The organism is Streptomyces hydrogenans (assembly GCF_014656075.1).
Taxonomy (GTDB): Bacteria; Actinomycetota; Actinomycetes; order Streptomycetales; family Streptomycetaceae; genus Streptomyces; species Streptomyces hydrogenans.
Map to the genome: position 1 here is coordinate 128,157 of NZ_BNBS01000004.1, position 18,814 is coordinate 146,970.

The 18,814-nt window shown below is 71.3% G+C and carries 8 protein-coding genes and 3 pseudogenes; 8 read left to right on the top strand and 3 right to left on the bottom strand.

Annotation, left to right across the window (positions count from 1 at the left end; all coding sequences use genetic code 11):
• Positions 1-263 precede the first annotated feature (263 nt).
• Both IE321_RS03520 and IE321_RS03525 read left to right on the top strand, forming a co-directional pair.
• Positions 264-2,411, top strand: coding sequence for a glycoside hydrolase family 9 protein (locus IE321_RS03520; RefSeq protein ID WP_190221707.1), 2,148 nt, complete (start codon positions 264-266; stop codon positions 2,409-2,411).
• 85 nt (positions 2,412-2,496) lie between these two features.
• The gene (locus tag IE321_RS03525) at positions 2,497-3,846 is read left to right on the top strand and encodes a jacalin-like lectin (protein WP_190221708.1); all 1,350 of its coding nucleotides are present in this window, start codon (positions 2,497-2,499) and stop codon (positions 3,844-3,846) included.
• Between the two features lie 462 nt (positions 3,847-4,308).
• Here IE321_RS03525 and IE321_RS03530 read toward each other — a convergent pair.
• Positions 4,309-4,515 (bottom strand): annotated as a pseudogene (locus tag IE321_RS03530) (tyrosine-type recombinase/integrase); the annotation flags it as partial.
• Positions 4,516-4,787: 272 nt separating this feature from the next.
• Here IE321_RS03530 and IE321_RS03535 point away from each other — a divergent pair.
• The 3 genes and pseudogenes from IE321_RS03535 to IE321_RS03540 all read left to right on the top strand — a co-directional run bounded on the left by IE321_RS03535 (position 4,788) and on the right by IE321_RS03540 (position 8,339).
• A complete protein-coding gene (locus IE321_RS03535) occupies positions 4,788-6,110 on the top strand; it encodes a long-chain-fatty-acid--CoA ligase (RefSeq protein ID WP_190221709.1) in 1,323 nt (440 codons plus the stop codon).
• A 77-nt stretch (positions 6,111-6,187) separates the two neighbouring features.
• Positions 6,188-6,541 (top strand): annotated as a pseudogene (locus IE321_RS41770) (TetR/AcrR family transcriptional regulator); the annotation flags it as partial.
• A 124-nt stretch (positions 6,542-6,665) separates the two neighbouring features.
• Positions 6,666-8,339 (top strand): acyl-CoA dehydrogenase family protein, encoded by a 1,674-nt coding sequence (locus IE321_RS03540; protein ID WP_190221710.1) that lies wholly within the window; start codon positions 6,666-6,668, stop codon positions 8,337-8,339.
• 1,005 nt (positions 8,340-9,344) lie between these two features.
• Here IE321_RS03540 and IE321_RS03545 read toward each other — a convergent pair.
• Positions 9,345-9,461, bottom strand: a pseudogene (locus tag IE321_RS03545) (XRE family transcriptional regulator); the annotation flags it as partial.
• A 219-nt stretch (positions 9,462-9,680) separates the two neighbouring features.
• On the opposite strand from IE321_RS03545, the gene IE321_RS03550 reads away from it, so the two are divergent.
• On the top strand, positions 9,681-10,208 hold the full coding sequence (locus tag IE321_RS03550; RefSeq protein ID WP_190221711.1) for a hypothetical protein: 528 nt from the start codon (positions 9,681-9,683) through the stop codon (positions 10,206-10,208).
• A 703-nt stretch (positions 10,209-10,911) separates the two neighbouring features.
• Here the strand turns inward: IE321_RS03550 and IE321_RS03555 are convergent.
• Positions 10,912-13,758, bottom strand: coding sequence for a M4 family metallopeptidase (locus IE321_RS03555; RefSeq protein ID WP_190221712.1), 2,847 nt, complete (start codon positions 13,756-13,758; stop codon positions 10,912-10,914).
• A 145-nt stretch (positions 13,759-13,903) separates the two neighbouring features.
• Here IE321_RS03555 and IE321_RS03560 point away from each other — a divergent pair, with 145 nt between their 5' ends.
• Positions 13,904-14,950, top strand: a complete 1,047-nt coding sequence (locus IE321_RS03560) for a helix-turn-helix transcriptional regulator (RefSeq protein WP_190221713.1) — start codon at positions 13,904-13,906, stop codon at positions 14,948-14,950.
• Positions 14,951-15,079: 129 nt separating this feature from the next.
• Positions 15,080-18,796 (top strand): S8 family peptidase, encoded by a 3,717-nt coding sequence (locus IE321_RS03565; RefSeq protein WP_190221714.1) that lies wholly within the window; start codon positions 15,080-15,082, stop codon positions 18,794-18,796.
• The last annotated feature ends 18 nt before the right edge of the window (positions 18,797-18,814 follow it).

An 18,814-nucleotide genomic window follows, 5' to 3' on the forward strand; every position in this document is an offset into this window, starting at 1 on the left:
CGTTGACGGTGTGGGCGGGCCTCACTAATGTGCGCTCAGATCTCCGCCCCCTCAACCGGTGTTCGACATTCCATTGCCTGGGAGCGCTCCCATGACCAGGGAGACAAAGAGGGAACGACTCGCGTGCCCGCTTCGCACAGGCGCGGCCCTCCAGTGGTTCCCTGGCCGGCCGGAGGCGACCACCTCCGCCTGCCCGGCAGATGACCTGCCCACGCAGACCGCCTCACCCCGCCGATCTCCCGACGACACACACGGAGTCGCACATGCCGCCGTCTCGCTCGTTACGTCTCTCCACCGCCCTGCTGACGGGCGCCCTGCTCCTGGGTGGTCTCGCGACCACCCCGGCCGCCGCGGACGTCCCAGCCGCCACGGCGGCGACCACGGCCGTACGCGTCAACCAGGTCGGATACCTGCCCGACGGGCCGAAGCGCGCCACCGTCGTCACCACGGCGGCGCAGGCGCTCGGCTGGCAGCTGCGGAACGCGTCCGGGGCGGTGGTCGCCTCCGGTTCGACCGTCCCGCGCGGCGCGGACGCCCCCTCCGGACAGTCCGTCCAGGTGGCGGACTTCTCCTCGCACCGGGCGGCGGGCACCGGATACGTCCTGACCGTGGACGGCACCAGCAGCGCTCCCTTCGATATCCGCGTGGACCTCTACGACACGTTGCGCTCCGACTCGATGGCGTTCTTCCACCACCAGCGCAGCGGCATCGCGATCGACGCCTCCCTCGTCGGTTCCGCCTACGCGCGCCCGGCCGGGCACCTAGGCGTCGCACCCAACACGGGCGACGTCTCCGTCCCCTGCCAGGCCGGCGTGTGCGACTACACCCAGGATGTGCGGGGCGGCTGGTACGACGCCGGTGACCACGGCAAGTACGTGGTGAACGGCGGCATCTCCACCTGGCTGGTCGTCAACTCCTTCGAGCGGGCCGAGCGAGCGGGCAAGGAGGCGGCGCTGGGCGACTCCACCCTGCGCGTCCCGGAGCGCGGCAACGGCATACCCGACGTCCTCGACGAGGCGCGGTGGGAGCTCGACTTCCTGATGCGGATGCAGGTGCCCGACGGCAAGCCGCACGCGGGCATGGCGTTCCACAAGATCCATGACGCCGCCTGGACCGGCATGCCGACGCGCCCCGAACAGGACTCCCAACCACGCGAACTGCACCGCCCGTCCACGGCGGCCACCCTCAACCTCGCGGCAGCCGCCGCCCAGTGCGCCCGGGTCTTCCGGCCGTACGACTCCGCCTACGCCGACCGCTGCCTGTCGGCCGCCCGCCGGGCGTGGAGCGCCGCGCAGACCAACCCGGCGATGTACGCACCGGATTCCGACAGCACCGGCGGCGGAGCCTACGGGGACACGCGGGTCACCGACGAGTTCTACTGGGCCGCGGCCGAGCTGTACGCGGCGACCGGCGAGAGCGCCTACCGGGACGCGCTCACCTCCTCGTCCTGGCACACCTCCGCCGACGCCTTCAGCCCGTACGGCTTCGGCTGGGCGGACACCGCCGCCCTCGGCCGGCTCGTCCTGGCCACCGTCCCGAACGGGCTGCCCGCCGCCGACACGGCCCGGATCCGCGCCTCGGTGACCGCCGCGGCCGACGGCTACCTGTCCAGGATGGCCGCCCAGGGGTACGCCGTACCCGTCCCCGCGGACGGCTACTTCTGGGGATCGAACGGTGAGGTCGCCAACGACGCCGTCGTCATGGCCGTCGCCGGGGAGCTGACGGGCGACGCGCGCTACCGCGCCGGCGCCCTGGAGACCATGGACTACCTGCTGGGGCGCAACGCCCTGGGCCTGTCCTACGTCACGGGGCACGGCGAGACGTCTTCGCAGAACCAGCACCACCGCTTCTGGGCGCACCAACTGGACGCGTCTCTCCCCCGCCCGCCCGCCGGTTCGCTCGCGGGCGGGCCCAACAGCGCGCTCCAGGACCCGGTGGCCGAGGAGAGGCTGCGCGGCTGCGCCCCCGCCGCCTGCTACGTCGACCACATCGACTCGTACTCGACCAACGAGGTGGCGGTCAACTGGAACGCGCCGCTTGCCTGGCTCGCCGCCTACGCCGCCGAGCGGACCTCCGCCGGCGGCGAACCGCCCACCGCCTCCTGCACGGTGACGTACGCGGTGAGCAACGTCTGGAGCACCGGCTTCACCGCGACCGTCACCGTCAAGAACACCGGCCCGGCGGCTGTGGACGGATGGCAGCTGGCCTGGACCTACCCGGCCGGCCAGCGCGTCACGAGCTCGTGGAACGCCACCGTCACCCAGAGCGGCACCGCCGTCAACGCCCGCCACGCGGACTGGAACCGGACCATCGCCCCGGGGGCGACCGTGAGCTTCGGAGTCCAGGGAACCCATACCGGCTCGACACCGTCCCCCACGGACTTCACGCTCAACGCCGGCACCTGCGCCTGACCCGACCGGCCGGGCCCGGACGTGCACCTCCGTCGGGCCCGGCCGACGCCCCGCCACCGCAGGCCCCGCTCACCAGGAGATGTCCATGCGCCGACTCCTCGCCGGACTGGCGGCCCTGGCGGCCGCCCTCGTCGGACCCACCGCGACGGCGCCACCCGCCACGGCCGCCCACCCCACCGGATCGGGCACCTTCAGCGTGCTGACCTACAACATCGCCGGGCTGCCCGAGAGCGTCTCCAGCGCGCCGACGCCCCGCGAGCCCGCGACGACCGAGATCGGCCGACGGATCACGCCGTACGACATCGTCCACGTCCAAGAGGACTTCAACTACCACGCCCGCCTCTACGCCGCCGACACCGCCCACCCGTACCGCACGCCCACCAGCGGCGGGGCCGGCATCGGGAGCGGTCTCAACACACTGGCGAAGTCTGCCTACGAAGCCGACGACGTCGCACGGGTGCGCTGGAACTCCTGCCAGTACGACTCCGGCGACTGCCTGACCCCCAAGGGCTTCACCCTCACACGGCAACGCCTCGCCGAGGGCGTGTACGTCGACTTCTACAACCTCCACACCAACGCGGGCACGAGCGCAGGAGATCTGAAGTCACGCGCCGACAACCTGAACCAGCTCACCGCCTTCATCACGACCCACTCGGCGGGCAACGCCGTCGTCGTGATGGGCGACACCAACACCCGCTACACACGCACCGGCGACACCATCGCCGCCTTCGCCGCCGCCAACAGGCTCACCGACGCCTGGGTCGAACTGATCCGCGGCGGCGTCCCGCCCTCCCAAGGCAGCGACCCCCTGCTCTGCGACCAGTCTCTACCGACCGTGCCCGACACCTGCGAGCTCGTGGACAAAGTCCTCTACCGCGGCAGCAGACTCGTCTCCCTGAACGCCACCTCCTACAGGAACGAACACGCCGCGTTCCTCACCGACACCTCCCGGATGCTCTCCGACCACGACCCCGTCGCGGTCGGCTTCTCCTGGTCGCCCAACCCGGCCTTCCAGCTGAGCGAGCAGTTCGGCGGGCCGCACGGCGTCCCCTTCAACGACCTCGACAGCGTTCCCGCCGGCGCGCGTGCCACCACCATCGCCTTGGGCGCCGGCTCCCGGATCGACCGGCTGGCCGTCACCCTGGACAACGGCACGACGCTCACCCACGGCGGCACCGGAGGCACCACGGCCTCCCTCACGCTCGGCAGCGGGGAGTACGTCACGACCGCGCACGTGTGCCGGGCCCAGAAGGACGGCCGCACCCGGATCTTCCACGCGAGGTTCGGCACGAACTTCGGCCACGTCCTCGCCGGCGGCACGCCGACCTCCGACTGCGTCACCCACACCGCCCCTCCCGGCCGGCAGATCACCGGCTTCCACGGCCGCTCGGGCGACGAGATCGACAAGATCGGTTTCATCCACACCCTGCGCTGACGCCCGCGATCTCTCTCCCCGTCCGGCCACTCGCGTCGTCAACGTCCCGGCGGCCCGGACCGCCAGAGCCGGCCACTGCAGCGTGCGCGATCGGGCATGCGCGGGTTGCGCACCGCCGACGCCGGAGGAGGCTGCGGGAACCGGCCTCTCCGCACTTGAGTGCCTGCCGGCTCATCCGTGGCCTGCGGTTCGAGCATGCATGCCGTGACCGCAGGTTGGGATCACGCTGGAGGATGCCAAGCGACTCCGTCTGCGCTCCGGGACACTCCCGACCATCCGCGCCCGCACCCCGGCCTCACGCGCCAACACCGCTCCTTCAGCGCTACGGTCCCTCACCGAGATCCGGACCGTCTGCGGTCCAGCACCCTGTAATCGACGCACTGGACCGTCATTCTTGCCGGCCAGCTGCCTCGCTCGTACCACCAGTAGTCGAAGAACCTGCTGTTCCCTCAACGCCGGAAATCAGGCTGCTTCCCAGAGGCCGACGTCGAGGATCCGGGCGGCCTTGGTGATGCTGCCCGGCATCAGGTGCCGGTAGGTGCGGTATGTCTCCTCGATCGACTTGTGCCCCATCCACTCCGCCACGTCCGTGATCGGGATCCCGTTGCCGAGGGCGTTCGAGGCGAAGTAGTGCCGGAAGCCGTACATCCCCACCCCCCCCTCCTCCGGCCGCAGGTCGCCGACACCCCCTGCCACGTCCATACCCGTGTCCGTGCGCGATCGGGCGTCGATGATTTCGCCATGCTGCGCACATGCAAAACGCGTCCACCCGACCCTTAGCTGATTTATCGTCAGGAAAGTCAGCATCGACTCAGCATCAGTACCGCTCAGGACCGCCCCTCCGGGCCATGAACCGCCAAGATCAACAACTCACCTCACACACCCTGACCTGCAAAGACCCTATCCAGCAGCGTGCCTGCTAGCCTCACCAGGAGGTATCCATGAGGATGCTGCCCAACCTGCTGGAGTTCCCGGTCCTCTACTACGGCGCGCTGCGCGCCGGCGCCATCGTCGTCCCGATGAACCCTCTGCTGCGGGCCCGCGAGATCGCCCACTACCTCAAGGACTCCGGCGCCGTGCTGCTGCTCGCGCACGACGCGGTCACCGGTGAAGCGGTCGAGGGAAAGAGCGCCGCCGGCACGGACGTCTCGATCATCCCAGTGGCGGCCGGCTCGCTCTCCGAGCTGCTCGCCGACGTCAACGAGCCCGCCGCGACCGTGGTGGGCGGCGACGGGGACACCGCCGTCATCCTCTACACCTCCGGCACCACCGGCCCGCCCAAGGGCGCCGAACTCACCCACACCAATCTCGTCCGCAACTCCGAGATCGCCGCCCGCTCACTGTTCGACCTGACCGCACGGGACGTGGTGCTGGACTGCCTGCCGTTGTTCCACGCCTTCGGCCAGGCCGTCGCCATGAACACGGCCATCAGTGCCGGCGCCCGCTTCACCCTCCTGCCCCGCTTCGAGCCGGCGCTCGCCCTGCGGGCCGTCGAGCAGCGTCGGGTCACCATGTTCGCCGGCGTACCGACGATGTACGCGGCCATGCTGGGTGCCCATGCCCAGCGGCCCGACGCCTTCGACACCTCCAGTCTGCGGCTGTGCGTCTCCGGCGGCGCCTCGCTGCCCGTCGAGGTCCTGAACAACTTCGAGAAGACTTTCGAATGCCAGGTCCTGGAGGGCTTCGGCATGTCCGAGACCTCGCCCGTCGCTTCCTTCAACCACCCGGACCGCCCTCGCAAGGCCGGGTCGATCGGCACGCCGATCGAGGGCATCGAGATGAGCCTGGCCGATGTGGTCGACGGCGTGGGCGAGCTGTGCGTCCGCGGACACAACGTCATGAAGGGCTATTGGGGCCGCCCCGAGGCGACCGCTGAGACCGTGAAGGACGGCTGGCTGCACACCGGCGACCTCGCGCGCGTCGACGAGGAGGGCTACTACTACATCGTCGACCGCAAGAAGGACCTCGTCATCCGCGGCGGTTACAACGTCTACCCCCGCGAGATCGAGGAAGTCCTCTACGAACACCCCGACGTCGCCGAGGCGGCCGTGATCGGGCTGCCCGACGACGTGCTCGGCGAGGAAGTCGCCGCCGCGGTCGCACTCCGTCCCGGCGCCTCGGCCACTCCGGAAGAGCTGCGGGAGTTCGTGCGCGGTCAGGTCGCCCCCTACAAGTACCCCCGGATCGTCTGGGTGGTCGATGCCCTTCCCAAGGGCGCCACCGGCAAGATCCTCAAGCGAGAGGTCGCAGACACCCGCCCTTGACCGCGGTCGACGCCCCTCACATGCCCTGCCCGTGCCTTCCAGCCGACACAAGACCGTCGGAGGGCATGGGCAGGGCCGCGGCTGGTCAGCCAAGAGGGCCCACCACTCAGCACTTCCCGTCCAAGGCGGCACTGGCCGTCGAGGTCTTCCGGCACGCCTCCGGCCGTGAGATCGAGGGGCTGGGAGATGTACTGCGCAGCCCCGGTGGTCCCGTGGAGCGACTCACGCGGCGCGTCGAGGTGTTCGCTCAGCGGTCCCTCGAACGCCGGGGTTTGGCCTACGCCTTGCTCGCGGCGCCCGCCGAGACCGCCGTCGCCATCACCGGCGCCATCGGCGAAGTGCTGGTGGACCCGCTCGGCATGGCCGACAGAGACTCCACCGAAGAGCTGATCGCCGAGCTCACCGCAATGGCCCTGCGCTACCTCGGTGCAGGGCAGGTGCCAGCGGGCTGGCAGGCCGACCCGATCGGCCAGCCCAGCTTGCATGGATCACGACCGCATTGCGCTCCCCCGACGACTCCGCCACTCGTTCTCGACGACAGCGAAGGACACGACCATGACCAACACCTCCGGCACCGGGCCGGTCAGCAACCCCACCGCACGCACCCACGAGGTGACCAACCAGGCTCCCCCACTGGTGGGCCACGATGTCGCCGACGACCCGGTCCTGCTGGAGGGCGTACGCCGGGAGGGCGCCGAGTGGTACGTCGCCGACCTGCACCGGATCGGCCGCCTCACCGGCAGCGAGGAGGTCCAGCGCTGGGCCGAGGAGGCCAACCGCCACGAGCCCGAGCTGCGCACCCACGACCGCTACGGCCACCGCATCGACGAGGTCGACTTCCACCCCTCGTACCACTCCCTGATGGACGTCGCGATCAGCGAGGGTCTGGCCGGCGCGCCCTGGACCGACGAGCGCCCCGGCGCCCATGTGGCACGCGCGGCCGGCTTCATGGTGTGGAGCTCCGCCGAGGCGGGACACGGCTGCCCGGTGTCGATGACGTACGCCGCGGTGCCGGCGCTGCGCAACTCCCCCGACCTCGCCAAGGAGTACGAGCCGCTGCTGACCTCCCGCGTGTACGACCCGGGCCTGCGGACGCCGGCGGGCAAGCGGGGACTGCTCGCGGGCATGGGCATGACGGAGAAGCAGGGCGGCACCGACGTCCGCACCAACACGACGACGGCCGTACGGACCGCCGACGACAGCTGGCGGTTGCGCGGCCACAAGTGGTTCACCAGCGCGCCGATGAACGACGTCTTCCTCGTCCTCGCACAGGCGCCCGGCGGCTTGTCCTGCTTCCTGGTGCCGCGGGTGCTGCCCGACGGCAGCCGCAACACCTTCCGTATCCAGCGGCTGAAGGACAAGCTCGGCAACCGTTCCAACGCCAGCAGCGAGCCCGAGTTCGACGACACCGTGGCCTGGCTGGTCGGCGACGAGGGCAAGGGCGTACGGACCATCATCGACATGGTCACCATGACCCGCCTGGACTGCATCCTCGGCTCCGCCTCCGGCACGCGTGCCGCCCTCGCCCAGGCCGCCCACCACGCCCGCCACCGCTCGGTTTTCGGCGCCAAGCTCATCGACCAGCCGCTGATGCGGAACGTCCTCGCCGACCTCGCGCTGGAGTCGGAGGCCGCCACCACCCTCGCTCTGCGGGTCGCGGGCGCGGCCGACCGCGCCCATCGCGGCGACACCGGCGAGCGGGCGTTGCTCCGCCTGGCCACGGCGGTCGGCAAGTACTGGGTGTGCAAGCGCCAGCCGGCGGCCGTCGCCGAGGCCCTGGAATGCCTGGGGGGCAACGGCTACGACGAGGCATCCGGCATGCCCCGGCTCTACCGGGAGGCACCGCTCAACGGCATCTGGGAGGGGTCCGGCAACGTCAACGCCCTCGACGTCCTGCGCGCCCTGCTCCGCGAACCGGGATCCCTGGACGCTTTCCGCGCCGAGGTGGAGTCGGCGACCGGCGCCGACCCCCGGCTCGACGCCGCATGGCGGGAGGTGCTTCGCGAACTGGCACGGCCGGAAGATGCCGAACTCCGCGCCCGGTGGCTGGTGGAACGCCTCGCACTCGTCCTTCAGGGCTCCCTGCTCGTACGGCACGCCCCGGCCCCGGTGGCGGACGCCTTCTGTGCCTCAAGGCTGGCCGGCGACCGGGGACTGGCCTTCGGCACCCTGCCGGCGGGCTCGAACCTCACGGCGATGATGGAGCGGCTCCCGGCCGGACTGGGGTAAGGGGGCGCCCTGAAGCGCGGTGGGGAAGGCACGGGACAGCGCCCGCAACAAGCAGCCGGGAGCCGGGCTATCGAGTTCGGCCAGGCCTTTCGGTTTGGCCCGGGTGGCTACGCTGCCCTCGACGGCTGCGGCACGGGGAAGCTTGGCGAAGGCCTCAGGCACGCTGCGGAGGACTCGCCGGGGGCCCACGGAAGCAAGATTCCGGCATCGGGTCGCCCCAAAGGCGTCCCGATCATCGTCCGCGTGCTCAGGCCGACGCGGGGGCCCTGGACGTCAGCCGGATGTCACTCGGGAACGTCCGCTCCTACTGCCGCTCGGGTGGCAGCGGATGTACGCCCGCGCGTACAGGGCGCTCTTCACCCGGTACGCCCACTCCGGCGGTGTACTCCTGACAGTGTCACGGTCGTGTGCGCGGGCGCGGCTGCAGCGCCCGAGGAAAGGCGCTCCCCCGCCGCATGACGGCTCGTCGGTCAGACATGCGCACGGGCCCGTCGCAACGTCTACTGGGTGGGAACAAGCCGTCCGGGGCCGAGGTCAGGCGGCACGTCGGACGGCGTCGTCTCCCGCAGTCTCGGACCGTGGAGCGGGTGCCCCGGGCGCCGCCGTCACCGACGTCTGACTTGGAGGTGGTCCCGGGGATCGGCGTCATCAGCGGGGCCACCTCACGGATGGGACATCCGCAGAGGCCAGGGCCGTGGCCGAGTGGGTCAGGGCCCAGAGTGCGCAGTATCGTTGAGCACGGAACGGCCGGAAAGCGCATCGCCCGACGATTCCAGAACCGCGCGGGCCGTCGCATTGTCCTTCATTCGGCCGGCCGGGCATTGGTTCGTTCTGAGTCAGTGTTCATCGAAGTCGCACTCTCCCTGGTTGCCAGTGGTCCAGCCCATCCAGGGCCGCCACGGGTGCTGCGCGAAACGTCACGCTGAACCTGAACCAGAGTTGAAGTCATGGGGGATCTCAGGCCGTGCCGCCGCCCAGAGCTCCGTGCCCGCGGCGGTGTTCGGGCGCGAGCTGCGGGTGGCTCGGATACTCTTCGCCGGGCTCCAGCGTCCAGCGCCAGACCTCGGTGGCCGCCGGGCCGCCGGTGGTCAGCATGAGCCGGGCCTCGCCGCCGTGCTCTCCCTTGCCGAATCGACGGCTTCGCGCATCCGAATGGCTGACGCGCCGACAGAACATTCCTTTCCCGAGTTAAGCACCAGTTTCGACCGGGAAGGATGACCGACGATCAACGGACCCGGATGGCTCCAGGGTGGCAGCCGCCACCACCGACGGTACCGGGACGCGCAGCAGGTGGTCAGCGTCCCCGCCCGTCCCACCCTCCGCTCGTGAAGGGGCTCCCCCATGAAGCGTCACCTCCATACCCTCCGCGTCGCGACCGCTTTCCTGCTGCTGTCCGCCACCGATGTGCTGGCCGCGCCCGCCGCCCACGCCGACCCGACGCTGATGACGTGCGTCGGCACCGGGCTGCAGACGTACGACCCCGGCATCACCCTCACCACCCGGGAGACCGTGGTCGTCAACACCTCCGACCTCACCAGCTGCACGGGCGGTCCGGTCACCTCCGGCCACCACCGATTCGGGCCGTTCTCGACCACGGCGAGCTGCCTCTACACCCCGCCCACCGGCCCTGACGCGTTCGACCTCACCTGGAACGACAGCACGACCAGCCACTACGAAGGCACGTACACGGTGCTCACCACGGGCGGGCAGCTCGTCGTCACCAGCACCGGCACCATCACCTCCGGTCGCTTCGCCGGAAAGGCCCTCCAGGAAGTGGTGGCTTACACCGCGCCCGACCTTCTCCAGTGCGCCACCCAGGAAGGCGTCACCAGTGTGTCGGGGCCGATCACCATCACCATCGCGGGGTGACCGCGCCGGGCGTCCCACCAGCATCACCCGCGGCCTGCTGCCGTTGCCCCCGACATCGCGAATCGCGTCCTGCCTCGCACGGCAACAGCACCCTCCGGCTCGCCGCCCCGGCCGCGCCTCGGGGCCGGGGCGGGCGCAGCGGCGGGATCACGTTCCCCGCCGTCCCCAATGTCCGGAGGATTTCGCTGAGCTTGGTCCGGGTGATCGCCTGCACTTTCGAACCGGAGGACGAGTCAATCGCACCACAGCGAGGTCGAGTTGAAGTACTCCGGTGCAAGCACGTAGGGACGCTGGGTCCTGGATCAGCCCGAGGATGGACACAGTCCTCGCCACGGCGGACCTCCCATCGTGGATCGCCGGTGATCACGCGATGGAACTCGCGATCGGCCGCGAGCTGCGAGCACACGTCGATCTCGACGTCCTCGCCTTCCGTCGTCACCAGGGCCTCGTACGTGAACTGCCGGGCCGACCGGGACCTGTGAGTGGCGGACCCACCCGTCAGGGAGAAGGAGAGTCCCTTCGTTCGACGCTCCGCGACATCTCCAGGCCGGCCCGATGCGACGGCCGCACCGCAACGTCTGGGGTGGTGCACCTCGGCCATGGCCACTCGTGGACAGCAAGAGGCGGACCCCTGGGAGTCTCCCTGGGGTCCGCCTCCTCGTCGGGCACGGCTACCGTTGCCGTCTCCGCGAGAACGCTCCGGTCAGCACTTCCCGGCCGGGCGGTCGCGCATCACCAGGTCGGTAGAGCCGGTGGTGCCGTCCAGCCAGAGCACCCGCTTGCCGGTGTCTGCGGACGGGTAGACCTGGTCGCCGCGGTTGCAGGAGACACGGTTCGCCCCGCCCTTGCCGTCGGGGGCGACCTGGTACAGCTTGGGCAGGGTGGCGTTGGCCCAGGACGTGGCCGGGGGCAGCGAGAGGATGGTGACGGCGTCGTCGGAGGCGGTCAGGGAGTAGCTGTAGACCGGGGCCTCGATGGCCTCGGGCAGGACGGTGACGGGGGTCGAGCCATCGATGGCGGCCCGCTCCACGGATGCCTTGCCGCCGTCCTCAATGTCGGTGTCCCGCAGCCAGAAGACGCCGTCGTCTGTGAGGGCGGTCTGGCCGATGGCCATGTCCTTGGCGGGGTCGCCGGGCAGCAGGGTGGTGGTGCCGGTCGCCACGTCGAACACTTCCGCTCCCAGGCGGTAGCCGTCGGGCTGCATCCACAGCTTGGCGTAGGCGATCTTTCCGTCGCGGACGGAGGGCAGGGCGGTGGCCCGGTCGCCGCGTCCCTGGTCGACGAGACCCTTCGCGCCCGTCTTCAGGTCGATGTACGCGACGTGGTCCAGGCCCAGCCGCGGGTCGAAGCCGGTGTAGACGACGAGATCGCCCTCGACCATGAGAGAGGTGATCCTGACGCCGGCGCCGCCGATGGTCCTGACCAGACCGCCGGAGACGGCGCGGGCTTTGATCGCGATGGACTGGGGACCGTACTCGGCCCAGACGACGGTCTCGCCGTCGGTGTCGGCGTACACGTGGTAGTTGCCGGTGTTCTCGCTGACCTGCTGAGGGGCGCCCCTGCCGTCGGTGCGGCCGATCCACACCGAGTAGGGCTCCTCGCCGGAGGCATTGGAGCGGGAGACGGCGTACATGCCGTTTCCGGCGCCGACGCCGGTACCGGCGATGTTGACGCCGGTCATCAGCGTCTCGGTGTCGACGCCGAGGTCCTTCTCCCAGCCTTCGACGATGCCGTGGTCGTCGAACGCCCGGGCGACGGTCGCCAGCTGAGCCTTCGTCGCGCCCAGCTCCTGCGCGGCCGCGAGGAGCGCGGCGCGGCCGTCGGTGAAGCCGTCGAGCGGGGTCATGTACGCCGACAGGGCCCGGTAGACGATCTGGTCGGCGAGGTCGTCGTCCAGGTTCTGCCGGATGTCCCAGAGCGCGCCGGAGAAGATGGTGGAGTTGAGGTGGACGCCGCCGTTGTCGCCGCGGTACGTGACGCCGACGAAGTCGTCCTGGGTGGTGGCGCCGTCGTCGAGGTCCCGCAGTGCGCAGTCGCGCGGCGCCATGGTGGTGCACAGGTCCTCGCCGAGGAGGGATGTGTCCGGGTCGGCCATGTCGAGGCCGTTGGCCTCGACGTCGATTGCGTTGCCGAAGTAGTCGGCGAGCGCCTCGTTCACGGCGCCGGACTGGCCGACGTACACGAGGTTCGCGGTGTGCTGGATGACGCCGTGGGTCATCTCGTGGCCGACGACGTCGGTGTCGGCGGAGAAGGTGCGGTAGTCGCCGCCGCCCTGGCCGTACACCATCTTCTGGCCGTCCCAGAAGGCGTTGTTGAAAGGCTGTCCGTTGTTGACCACGCCGACGAGGGAGTAGACGAAGCCGGCCTTGCCGTCGAGACCGTCCCTGCCGAACTTCGAGTGGTAGTAGTCGTAGACCTTTCCGGCTCCCCAATGTGCGTCGACGGCACCGGAGTCGGTGAAGTCCTCGCCCAGCTCGGGCGTGGCGGAGCGGAAGGTCTGGATGCCGCTGGGCCAGGCGCCGGAGGCGGTGTACGCCTCGCGGCCGCGGGCGTCGTAGGTGGCGAGGAGGACGCCGTTGAAGGGGGTGGCGGCGGCCCGCTTGCTGTAGTCGATCATCTGGTAGGCGCCGTCGGCGCCCTGGTACAGGTTCACCTCGGCCTTCTGCCCGTTGTAGCGGGTGCCGGTGCCCTTGACGACGAGCTGCGAGGCCGTCGTGGCGGACTCGTCGGCGGTGCCCGCCTCGCCCGCGGTGGCGGTGCCGGTCGCCGTGCCCGTCGCACCGAAGGTCCTGATCGAGCTGTACTGCAGGACCGGGAAGCCCGAGCGCGCGTCGACGTACACCTCCTGCTTGACCGGGGTGCCGTCGGCCGGGTTGACGCCGGTGACGGTGATGTGCCGGGTAAGTATCCCCTTGCCCTGCGGGAGCACGGTCAGGCCCTGGACGGCACCGGTGAGCGGAGCGGCCCGCTCACCGTCCTGCGCCGGGCGGGTCAGCCGGCCGGTGCCGAGCTGTCCGGCGACGGCGGCCACGGCGCGGTCGATCGCGGTCGTCTCGGAGACCGCGGGGTCGACGGTCGCCAGGTCGAGCCGGGTGAAGTAGCGGCCGGAGGTGCCCGTGACGGCCCGCTTGCCGGCCTTCTTCTCCATACGGACGACGTACTCGCCCCCGAGGACCGGGATGCCCTTGTACCGCTGCTGGAGGCGTACGGTCTCCCGGCTGCCCGTGCGCTCCGTGGCGAGGGGCGTCAGGTCCTTCTGCGGTTCCGCGATGTGGTAGCGGTCTCGCTTGGCTGCGAGGTGGTCGCGGGCGGCGTCGACCGCGGTCACGTCGGCGGCCACGGTCTCGTCGAGTCCCGTGACGAGGGCCGGTGTGGCGGTAGCCGGCCCGGCGGTGACGGGCGCCCCGTCGCCGGGGGTCGGTGCCGGCTCCGCGTGGGCCTGAACGGTGGGCAGGAGCAGGGCGGCGGCCAGGAGGGCGGTGATGCCGGAACCGGCTCGTGCTCCTGAGCGGCGACGGCCACGGGCCGCCGGAACGGGTGAGGTACGCAAAGCGTTCCCTTCTTCGATGTCACGGAGCCCGAAGGCGTGGTCACATCGAAGGGCATGAAGATCGTCCGGACAACGGACCGGTCCTGCCGAATACTGGACACCCTCACTTGTGTGGAGCGGGGCGTTCGGGCGAGGATCCCTCACCATGAACTGGCCTGACAGGAACCCCGACTGGGAAGAACTGGGGCTCGGGCCCGATGAACTTCGGCTCTACGAAGCCCTCCTCGCCGCGCCCCGCACCTCCAACCACCCGCGCTCCGCCTCGCTTCGCCCCTCCGTGCACACCGCCCTCGCTGACGCCTCTGGCCTGTCCGTGGAGCGGGTCACGGCAGCACTCGGCACGCTCACCGACCAGGGCTTCGTCCGTCTCGTGGACGACCACGGTGCGATGCCGATCCCCGTCTCCCCGAGCCTGGCGCTGCGCAACCTCATCCATCTCCGCCAGGCCGAACTCCTCAGCCGGTCGGCCCGCCTGGAGTTGTTCAGCGCCTCCGTGGACCGCCTGGCCTCCCGGCTGCCCGTCGGCGTGCCCGAAGAGGCGTCCGCGGGGATCGAGGTCGTACGCGGTCGCGAGGCGATCACCGAGCGGGCCGACGCGCTGATCGCCGCCGCGTCCGTCGAGCTGACCCTGCTGGACCGGCCGCCGTACGCGTCGAGCCCCGACGGAGGGATGCCCGCGCCACTCGCCGTCGCCAACCTCGTGGCACGTGGCGTCCGCGTGAGGGTCGTGGTGGACCGGGAGGGACTCGACCTGCCGGGACGCGCACACGGGCTCAATGAGCTCACGGAACAGGGCGTCGAGATACGGGTGGCGGCGGACCTGCCGACGAAACTGATTGCGGTCGACGGGCGGGACAGCCTGCTGCCGCCCACGGACACCAGCGACCCCACGGCAACGGCCCTCGCCGTGAAGGACGCCGTGCTCCGCAACGTGCTGGCGCCGCTGTTCGAGACGGTGTGGGAGCGGGCGATGCCGATCGGGCAGGACACTCGGGAGCACGTCACCGTTCAGGACCGGGAGATCCTGACGCTCCTGGCGTCGGGGTTCAAGGACGAGGCCATCGCCCGCCAACTGAACGTGCACGTGCACACGGTCCGGCGCCGCATCAAGGCACTGCTGCTGCTTCTGGACGCGCAGACGCGCTTCCAGGCGGGAGTGCAGGCGCTGCGCAGGGGCTGGCTGACGGCCTGACACGCCGCTCCTCCGCGCAGGGCCCCGGGGGCGGTGCGGGGTGCGGTCTCCACGTCGGATCTCCGCCATGTCCGATGTTCGCCAGGGGAAACAGTGGGCGGAGGAGGATGTTCCAGATAGACCATTCGCATGAGATCCATATCCAGAGGCCGACCCCTGTCGGCCGCCGTCGCGCTCACCATGGCGCTGGCCGGCTGGGCGGGGGTCCCCGCCGTGTCGGGCGCCTCCCCGGCCGACCGGGGGGCGGTCGGAGCGACTGCGGCGACGTCCTACGACATCACCCTCATCACGGGTGACTTGGTCCACCTCACCGACCGGACCGGCGGACGGGACGTCGTCACCGTGGAGCGTGCGGAGGGCTCCTCGGGCGCCGTGCAGGTGCAGACGTACGGGGACGACACCTACGTGGTGCCCGAGGAGGCGATGCCGCTGCTGGCGGCCGGGAAGCTGGACCCCCGGCTGTTTGAGGTCACGGAACTGGCTGCGATGGGATACGACGACGCGCGCTCCGGCACCGTACCGGTCATCACCACGGCGGTGCCCGGCGCCCGTTCCGCTCGTCCGCCCGCCCCACCCGCGGGCGCGACGGCCGTCCGTACCCTGGCCTCGATCCGGGCGACGGCGCTGCACGCGGACAAGCGGCGGGCCCGCTCGTTCTGGGACGCCATCGCCCCCGCCGGCGCTTCCGACAGTGCCCCGCGCCGGCTCGCCGCTGGCATCGGCAAGGTATGGCTCGACGGGAGGGTCGAGGCGGCGCTCGCCGAGTCCACGGCGCAGATTGCGGCGCCCGGTGTCTGGGCGAAGGGGTACGACGGGACCGGTGTGAAGGTGGCGGTCCTGGACACCGGCGCCGATCTCGACCATCCCGATCTGCGGGGTCAGGTAGTCGAGGCGCGGAGCTTCGTCGCGGGCGAGGGCGTCGACGACGGCAACGGTCACGGCACTCATGTCGCCTCCACCGTCGCGGGATCCGGCGCCGCCTCGGGCGGCAAGGAGAAGGGGGCCGCGCCCGGTGCCCGTCTCCTGGTCGGCAAGGTCCTCGGTGACAGCGGGTACGGTGCCGACTCCGCCACCATCGCCGGCATGGAGTGGGCGAAGGCCCAGGGCGCCGACATCGTCTCGATGAGCCTGGGCTCCTCCACCGGCTCCGACGGCGAGGACCCTATGTCCCTGGCCCTCGACGCGCTCTCGGCGGACGGCGGCCCGCTGTTCGTGGTGGCCGCCGGCAACAGCTACGCGCCGGGGACCGTCGGCGCCCCGGGGGCCGCGAGGTCGGCCCTGACCGTGGCCGCCGTCGACCGCGACGACCGGCGCGCCGCGTTCTCCAGCCAGGGCCCGCTGACCGGCTCGTACGCCCTGAAGCCCGACGTCGCAGCGCCCGGCGTGGACATCCTGGCCGCCGCCTCGCAGCAGGTGCCGGGCTGGACCGGCGGCATGTATCGGACGATGAGCGGCACGTCCATGGCGACGCCCCTGGTGTCGGGCGCCGCCGCGCTCGTCAAGCAGCTCCACCCCGACTGGGACGGCGCACGGGTCAAGAACGCCCTCATGTCCACCTCGCACGCCGCGCCGGGCCTCACCCCGTACGAGGCGGGCACCGGCCGCGTGGACGTACTCGCCGCGGTCGGCACGACGGTGGAGGCGACCGGCTCGGTGGCCGCCGCCGTCCACAAGTGGCCGAACGCCGACGCCAGGCCGACGACCCGCACCGTCACCTACCGGAACACAGGCACCGAGGACGTGACCCTCGCCCTGGCCGTGGACACCACCGGCCGGGCCGCGACCCTGGCGCAGCAGTCGGTGACGGTCCCGGCGGGCGGCACCGCCGGAGCCACGCTCACCCTCGACCCGTCCCAGGTCCTCGCGGGCACCACGCTGTCCGGCCGCGTGATCGCCACCGCCCCCGGCTCCGGCCGGGTCGTGGCGCACACCGGCTTCGCCCTGTTCAAGGAACGGGAGATGTACGACTACACGATCGAGGTCACCGGCCCGGACGGGGAGCCGGCCACGGACACCGTCGTGGTCAACACGCCCGGCTCGGACACCCCGATGTACGTGAACGTCACGGGACGCACGACGCTGCGGCTGCCGCCGGGCGACTACACGGCCTGGTCGTTCATGGACGTGCCCGGCGACAGCCCCGACTCGCTCGGCAAGGCACTGCTGCTCGCGCCGAACGGGGAGCTCGACGCCGACCATCCGAAGGTGACGGCCGTCCTCGACGCGAGCAGCGCGCACCGGGCGTACGCGGTCCCCGAGCGGGAGAGCGAGACGACCCAGACGGTCGTCGACTTCTCCCGTGCCCACACCGACGGGCCGGTGACCTCGGGCCGCAATTGGAACAGCGCCGTCCTACTGCCGGCCGCGTACGACTCCGTGTACCTGGCCCCCACCGACGAGGTGGAGGAGGGGTCGCTGGACGTCCTGGTCCACTGGCGGATGCGCGAGAAGGCCCTCGACGCGGCGACCGGGACCGGACACCACATCGACCTCACGGCGCAGGCCGGCACGGTGTTCCACGACGGCGAGAGCACCCTGCGGACGGTCTACGCCGGGAAGGGCACCGCGGCCGACTACGCGGGCGTCGACGCGCGCGGCAAGGCCGTCGTCGTGGACCGCAGCGACGAGGTCACCCTGACCGAGCGGGTCCGGGCCGCGACCGATGCCGGTGCGGCCATGCTGATCAGCGGCAACGACGCGCCCGGTCGCCTCTACGAGCGGTACGACTCCACGGATGAGGTGACGGTCGCCTCGGTCACGGCGGGGGTCGGCGCACGACTCGTCACCGAGGCGAAGTCCGGCAAGGGCACCCTGCACGTGCGACAGAAGCAGTTCCCGGACTACACCTACGACCTGCTGAGGAGCTACGGCGGCCACGTCCCGGACAATCCGTCGGCCTACCGGCCCGGAAACGGCGACCTCGCCCGCGTGGACGCCGCGTACTTCGCGGCGCCGGGAACCCTCGGCCAGGGCTCGCGGTTCTTCGTCCCGACGTGGGGCCCGGCCGTGGGCGGCGGGGAGCGCGAGGGGTACGGACGCACCGTCACCGAGTACGTCACGCCGGCGCCGTCCGGCCTCGGACGCTGGTATGAGCAGCACGCGGGCACCGGTGACGCCGCGGGCTACCGCGAGCAGAACGAGGAGGTGGCCTATGCCGCGGGCCGACGGTACGAGGGGGCGTGGTTCAAGCCGGTCCAGGCGCCACGGCTCGACGACTCCCACGCCGCGTACTCCACCGTGAGCGGCACCCTCCAGTGGAACGTCCCGATGTGGTCGGGCGGGAACAGCGGTCACGCGGGCTTCGGCGGCACGGGCACCCGGACCGTCCTTTACCGCGCCGGCGACGGCGCGCAGGTCGCCGCGTTCAACGCCCAGTCCGGGCGGGCGTTCAGCCTGCCGACCGGCTCGTACCGGCTGACAGCGACCGGGCAGCGCACCAGCCCGGTCTGGCAGACGTCCACCCGGACCCGCACGACCTGGGCGTTCGACTTCGAGCGCCCCGCGCCCGGCAGCACCACCCGGACCGACGTGCCGCTGCTGAACGTCGACTACGACGTCGAAACCGACCTCCAGGGCCGCGCCCCGGCCGGACGGCCCCTAACCCTCACACTGCGGGCGGCCACGGCCCCCGCCGGCCACACCGCGCGCACCGCCACGCTCCAGGTCTCCTACGACGACGGAGCCACCTGGCAGCAGCCTGAGCTGACGGCAGCCGGCGCCGGCCGCTGGACGACGGTCCTGCACCCGCCTCGTGACGGGCGGGCACTGTCCCTGCGCGTCACCGCCCAGGCGCCGGGCGGCCTCGGCGTCGAGCAGGAGGTGATCCGGGCCATCGGGCTGCGGTGAGCCTCACGGCGGTGGGCG

What these genes read in the sequence shown, in the direction of transcription:
- IE321_RS03520 (WP_190221707.1), top strand. Translation starts at nt 264, where the DNA reads ATGCCGCCGTCTCGCTCGTTACGTCTCTCCACCGCCCTGCTGACGGGC.
- IE321_RS03525 (WP_190221708.1), top strand. Translation starts at nt 2,497, where the DNA reads ATGCGCCGACTCCTCGCCGGACTGGCGGCCCTGGCGGCCGCCCTCGTC.
- IE321_RS03535 (WP_190221709.1), top strand. Translation starts at nt 4,788, where the DNA reads ATGAGGATGCTGCCCAACCTGCTGGAGTTCCCGGTCCTCTACTACGGC.
- IE321_RS03540 (WP_190221710.1), top strand. Translation starts at nt 6,666, where the DNA reads ATGACCAACACCTCCGGCACCGGGCCGGTCAGCAACCCCACCGCACGC.
- IE321_RS03550 (WP_190221711.1), top strand. Translation starts at nt 9,681, where the DNA reads ATGAAGCGTCACCTCCATACCCTCCGCGTCGCGACCGCTTTCCTGCTG.
- IE321_RS03560 (WP_190221713.1), top strand. Translation starts at nt 13,904, where the DNA reads ATGAACTGGCCTGACAGGAACCCCGACTGGGAAGAACTGGGGCTCGGG.
- IE321_RS03565 (WP_190221714.1), top strand. Translation starts at nt 15,080, where the DNA reads ATGAGATCCATATCCAGAGGCCGACCCCTGTCGGCCGCCGTCGCGCTC.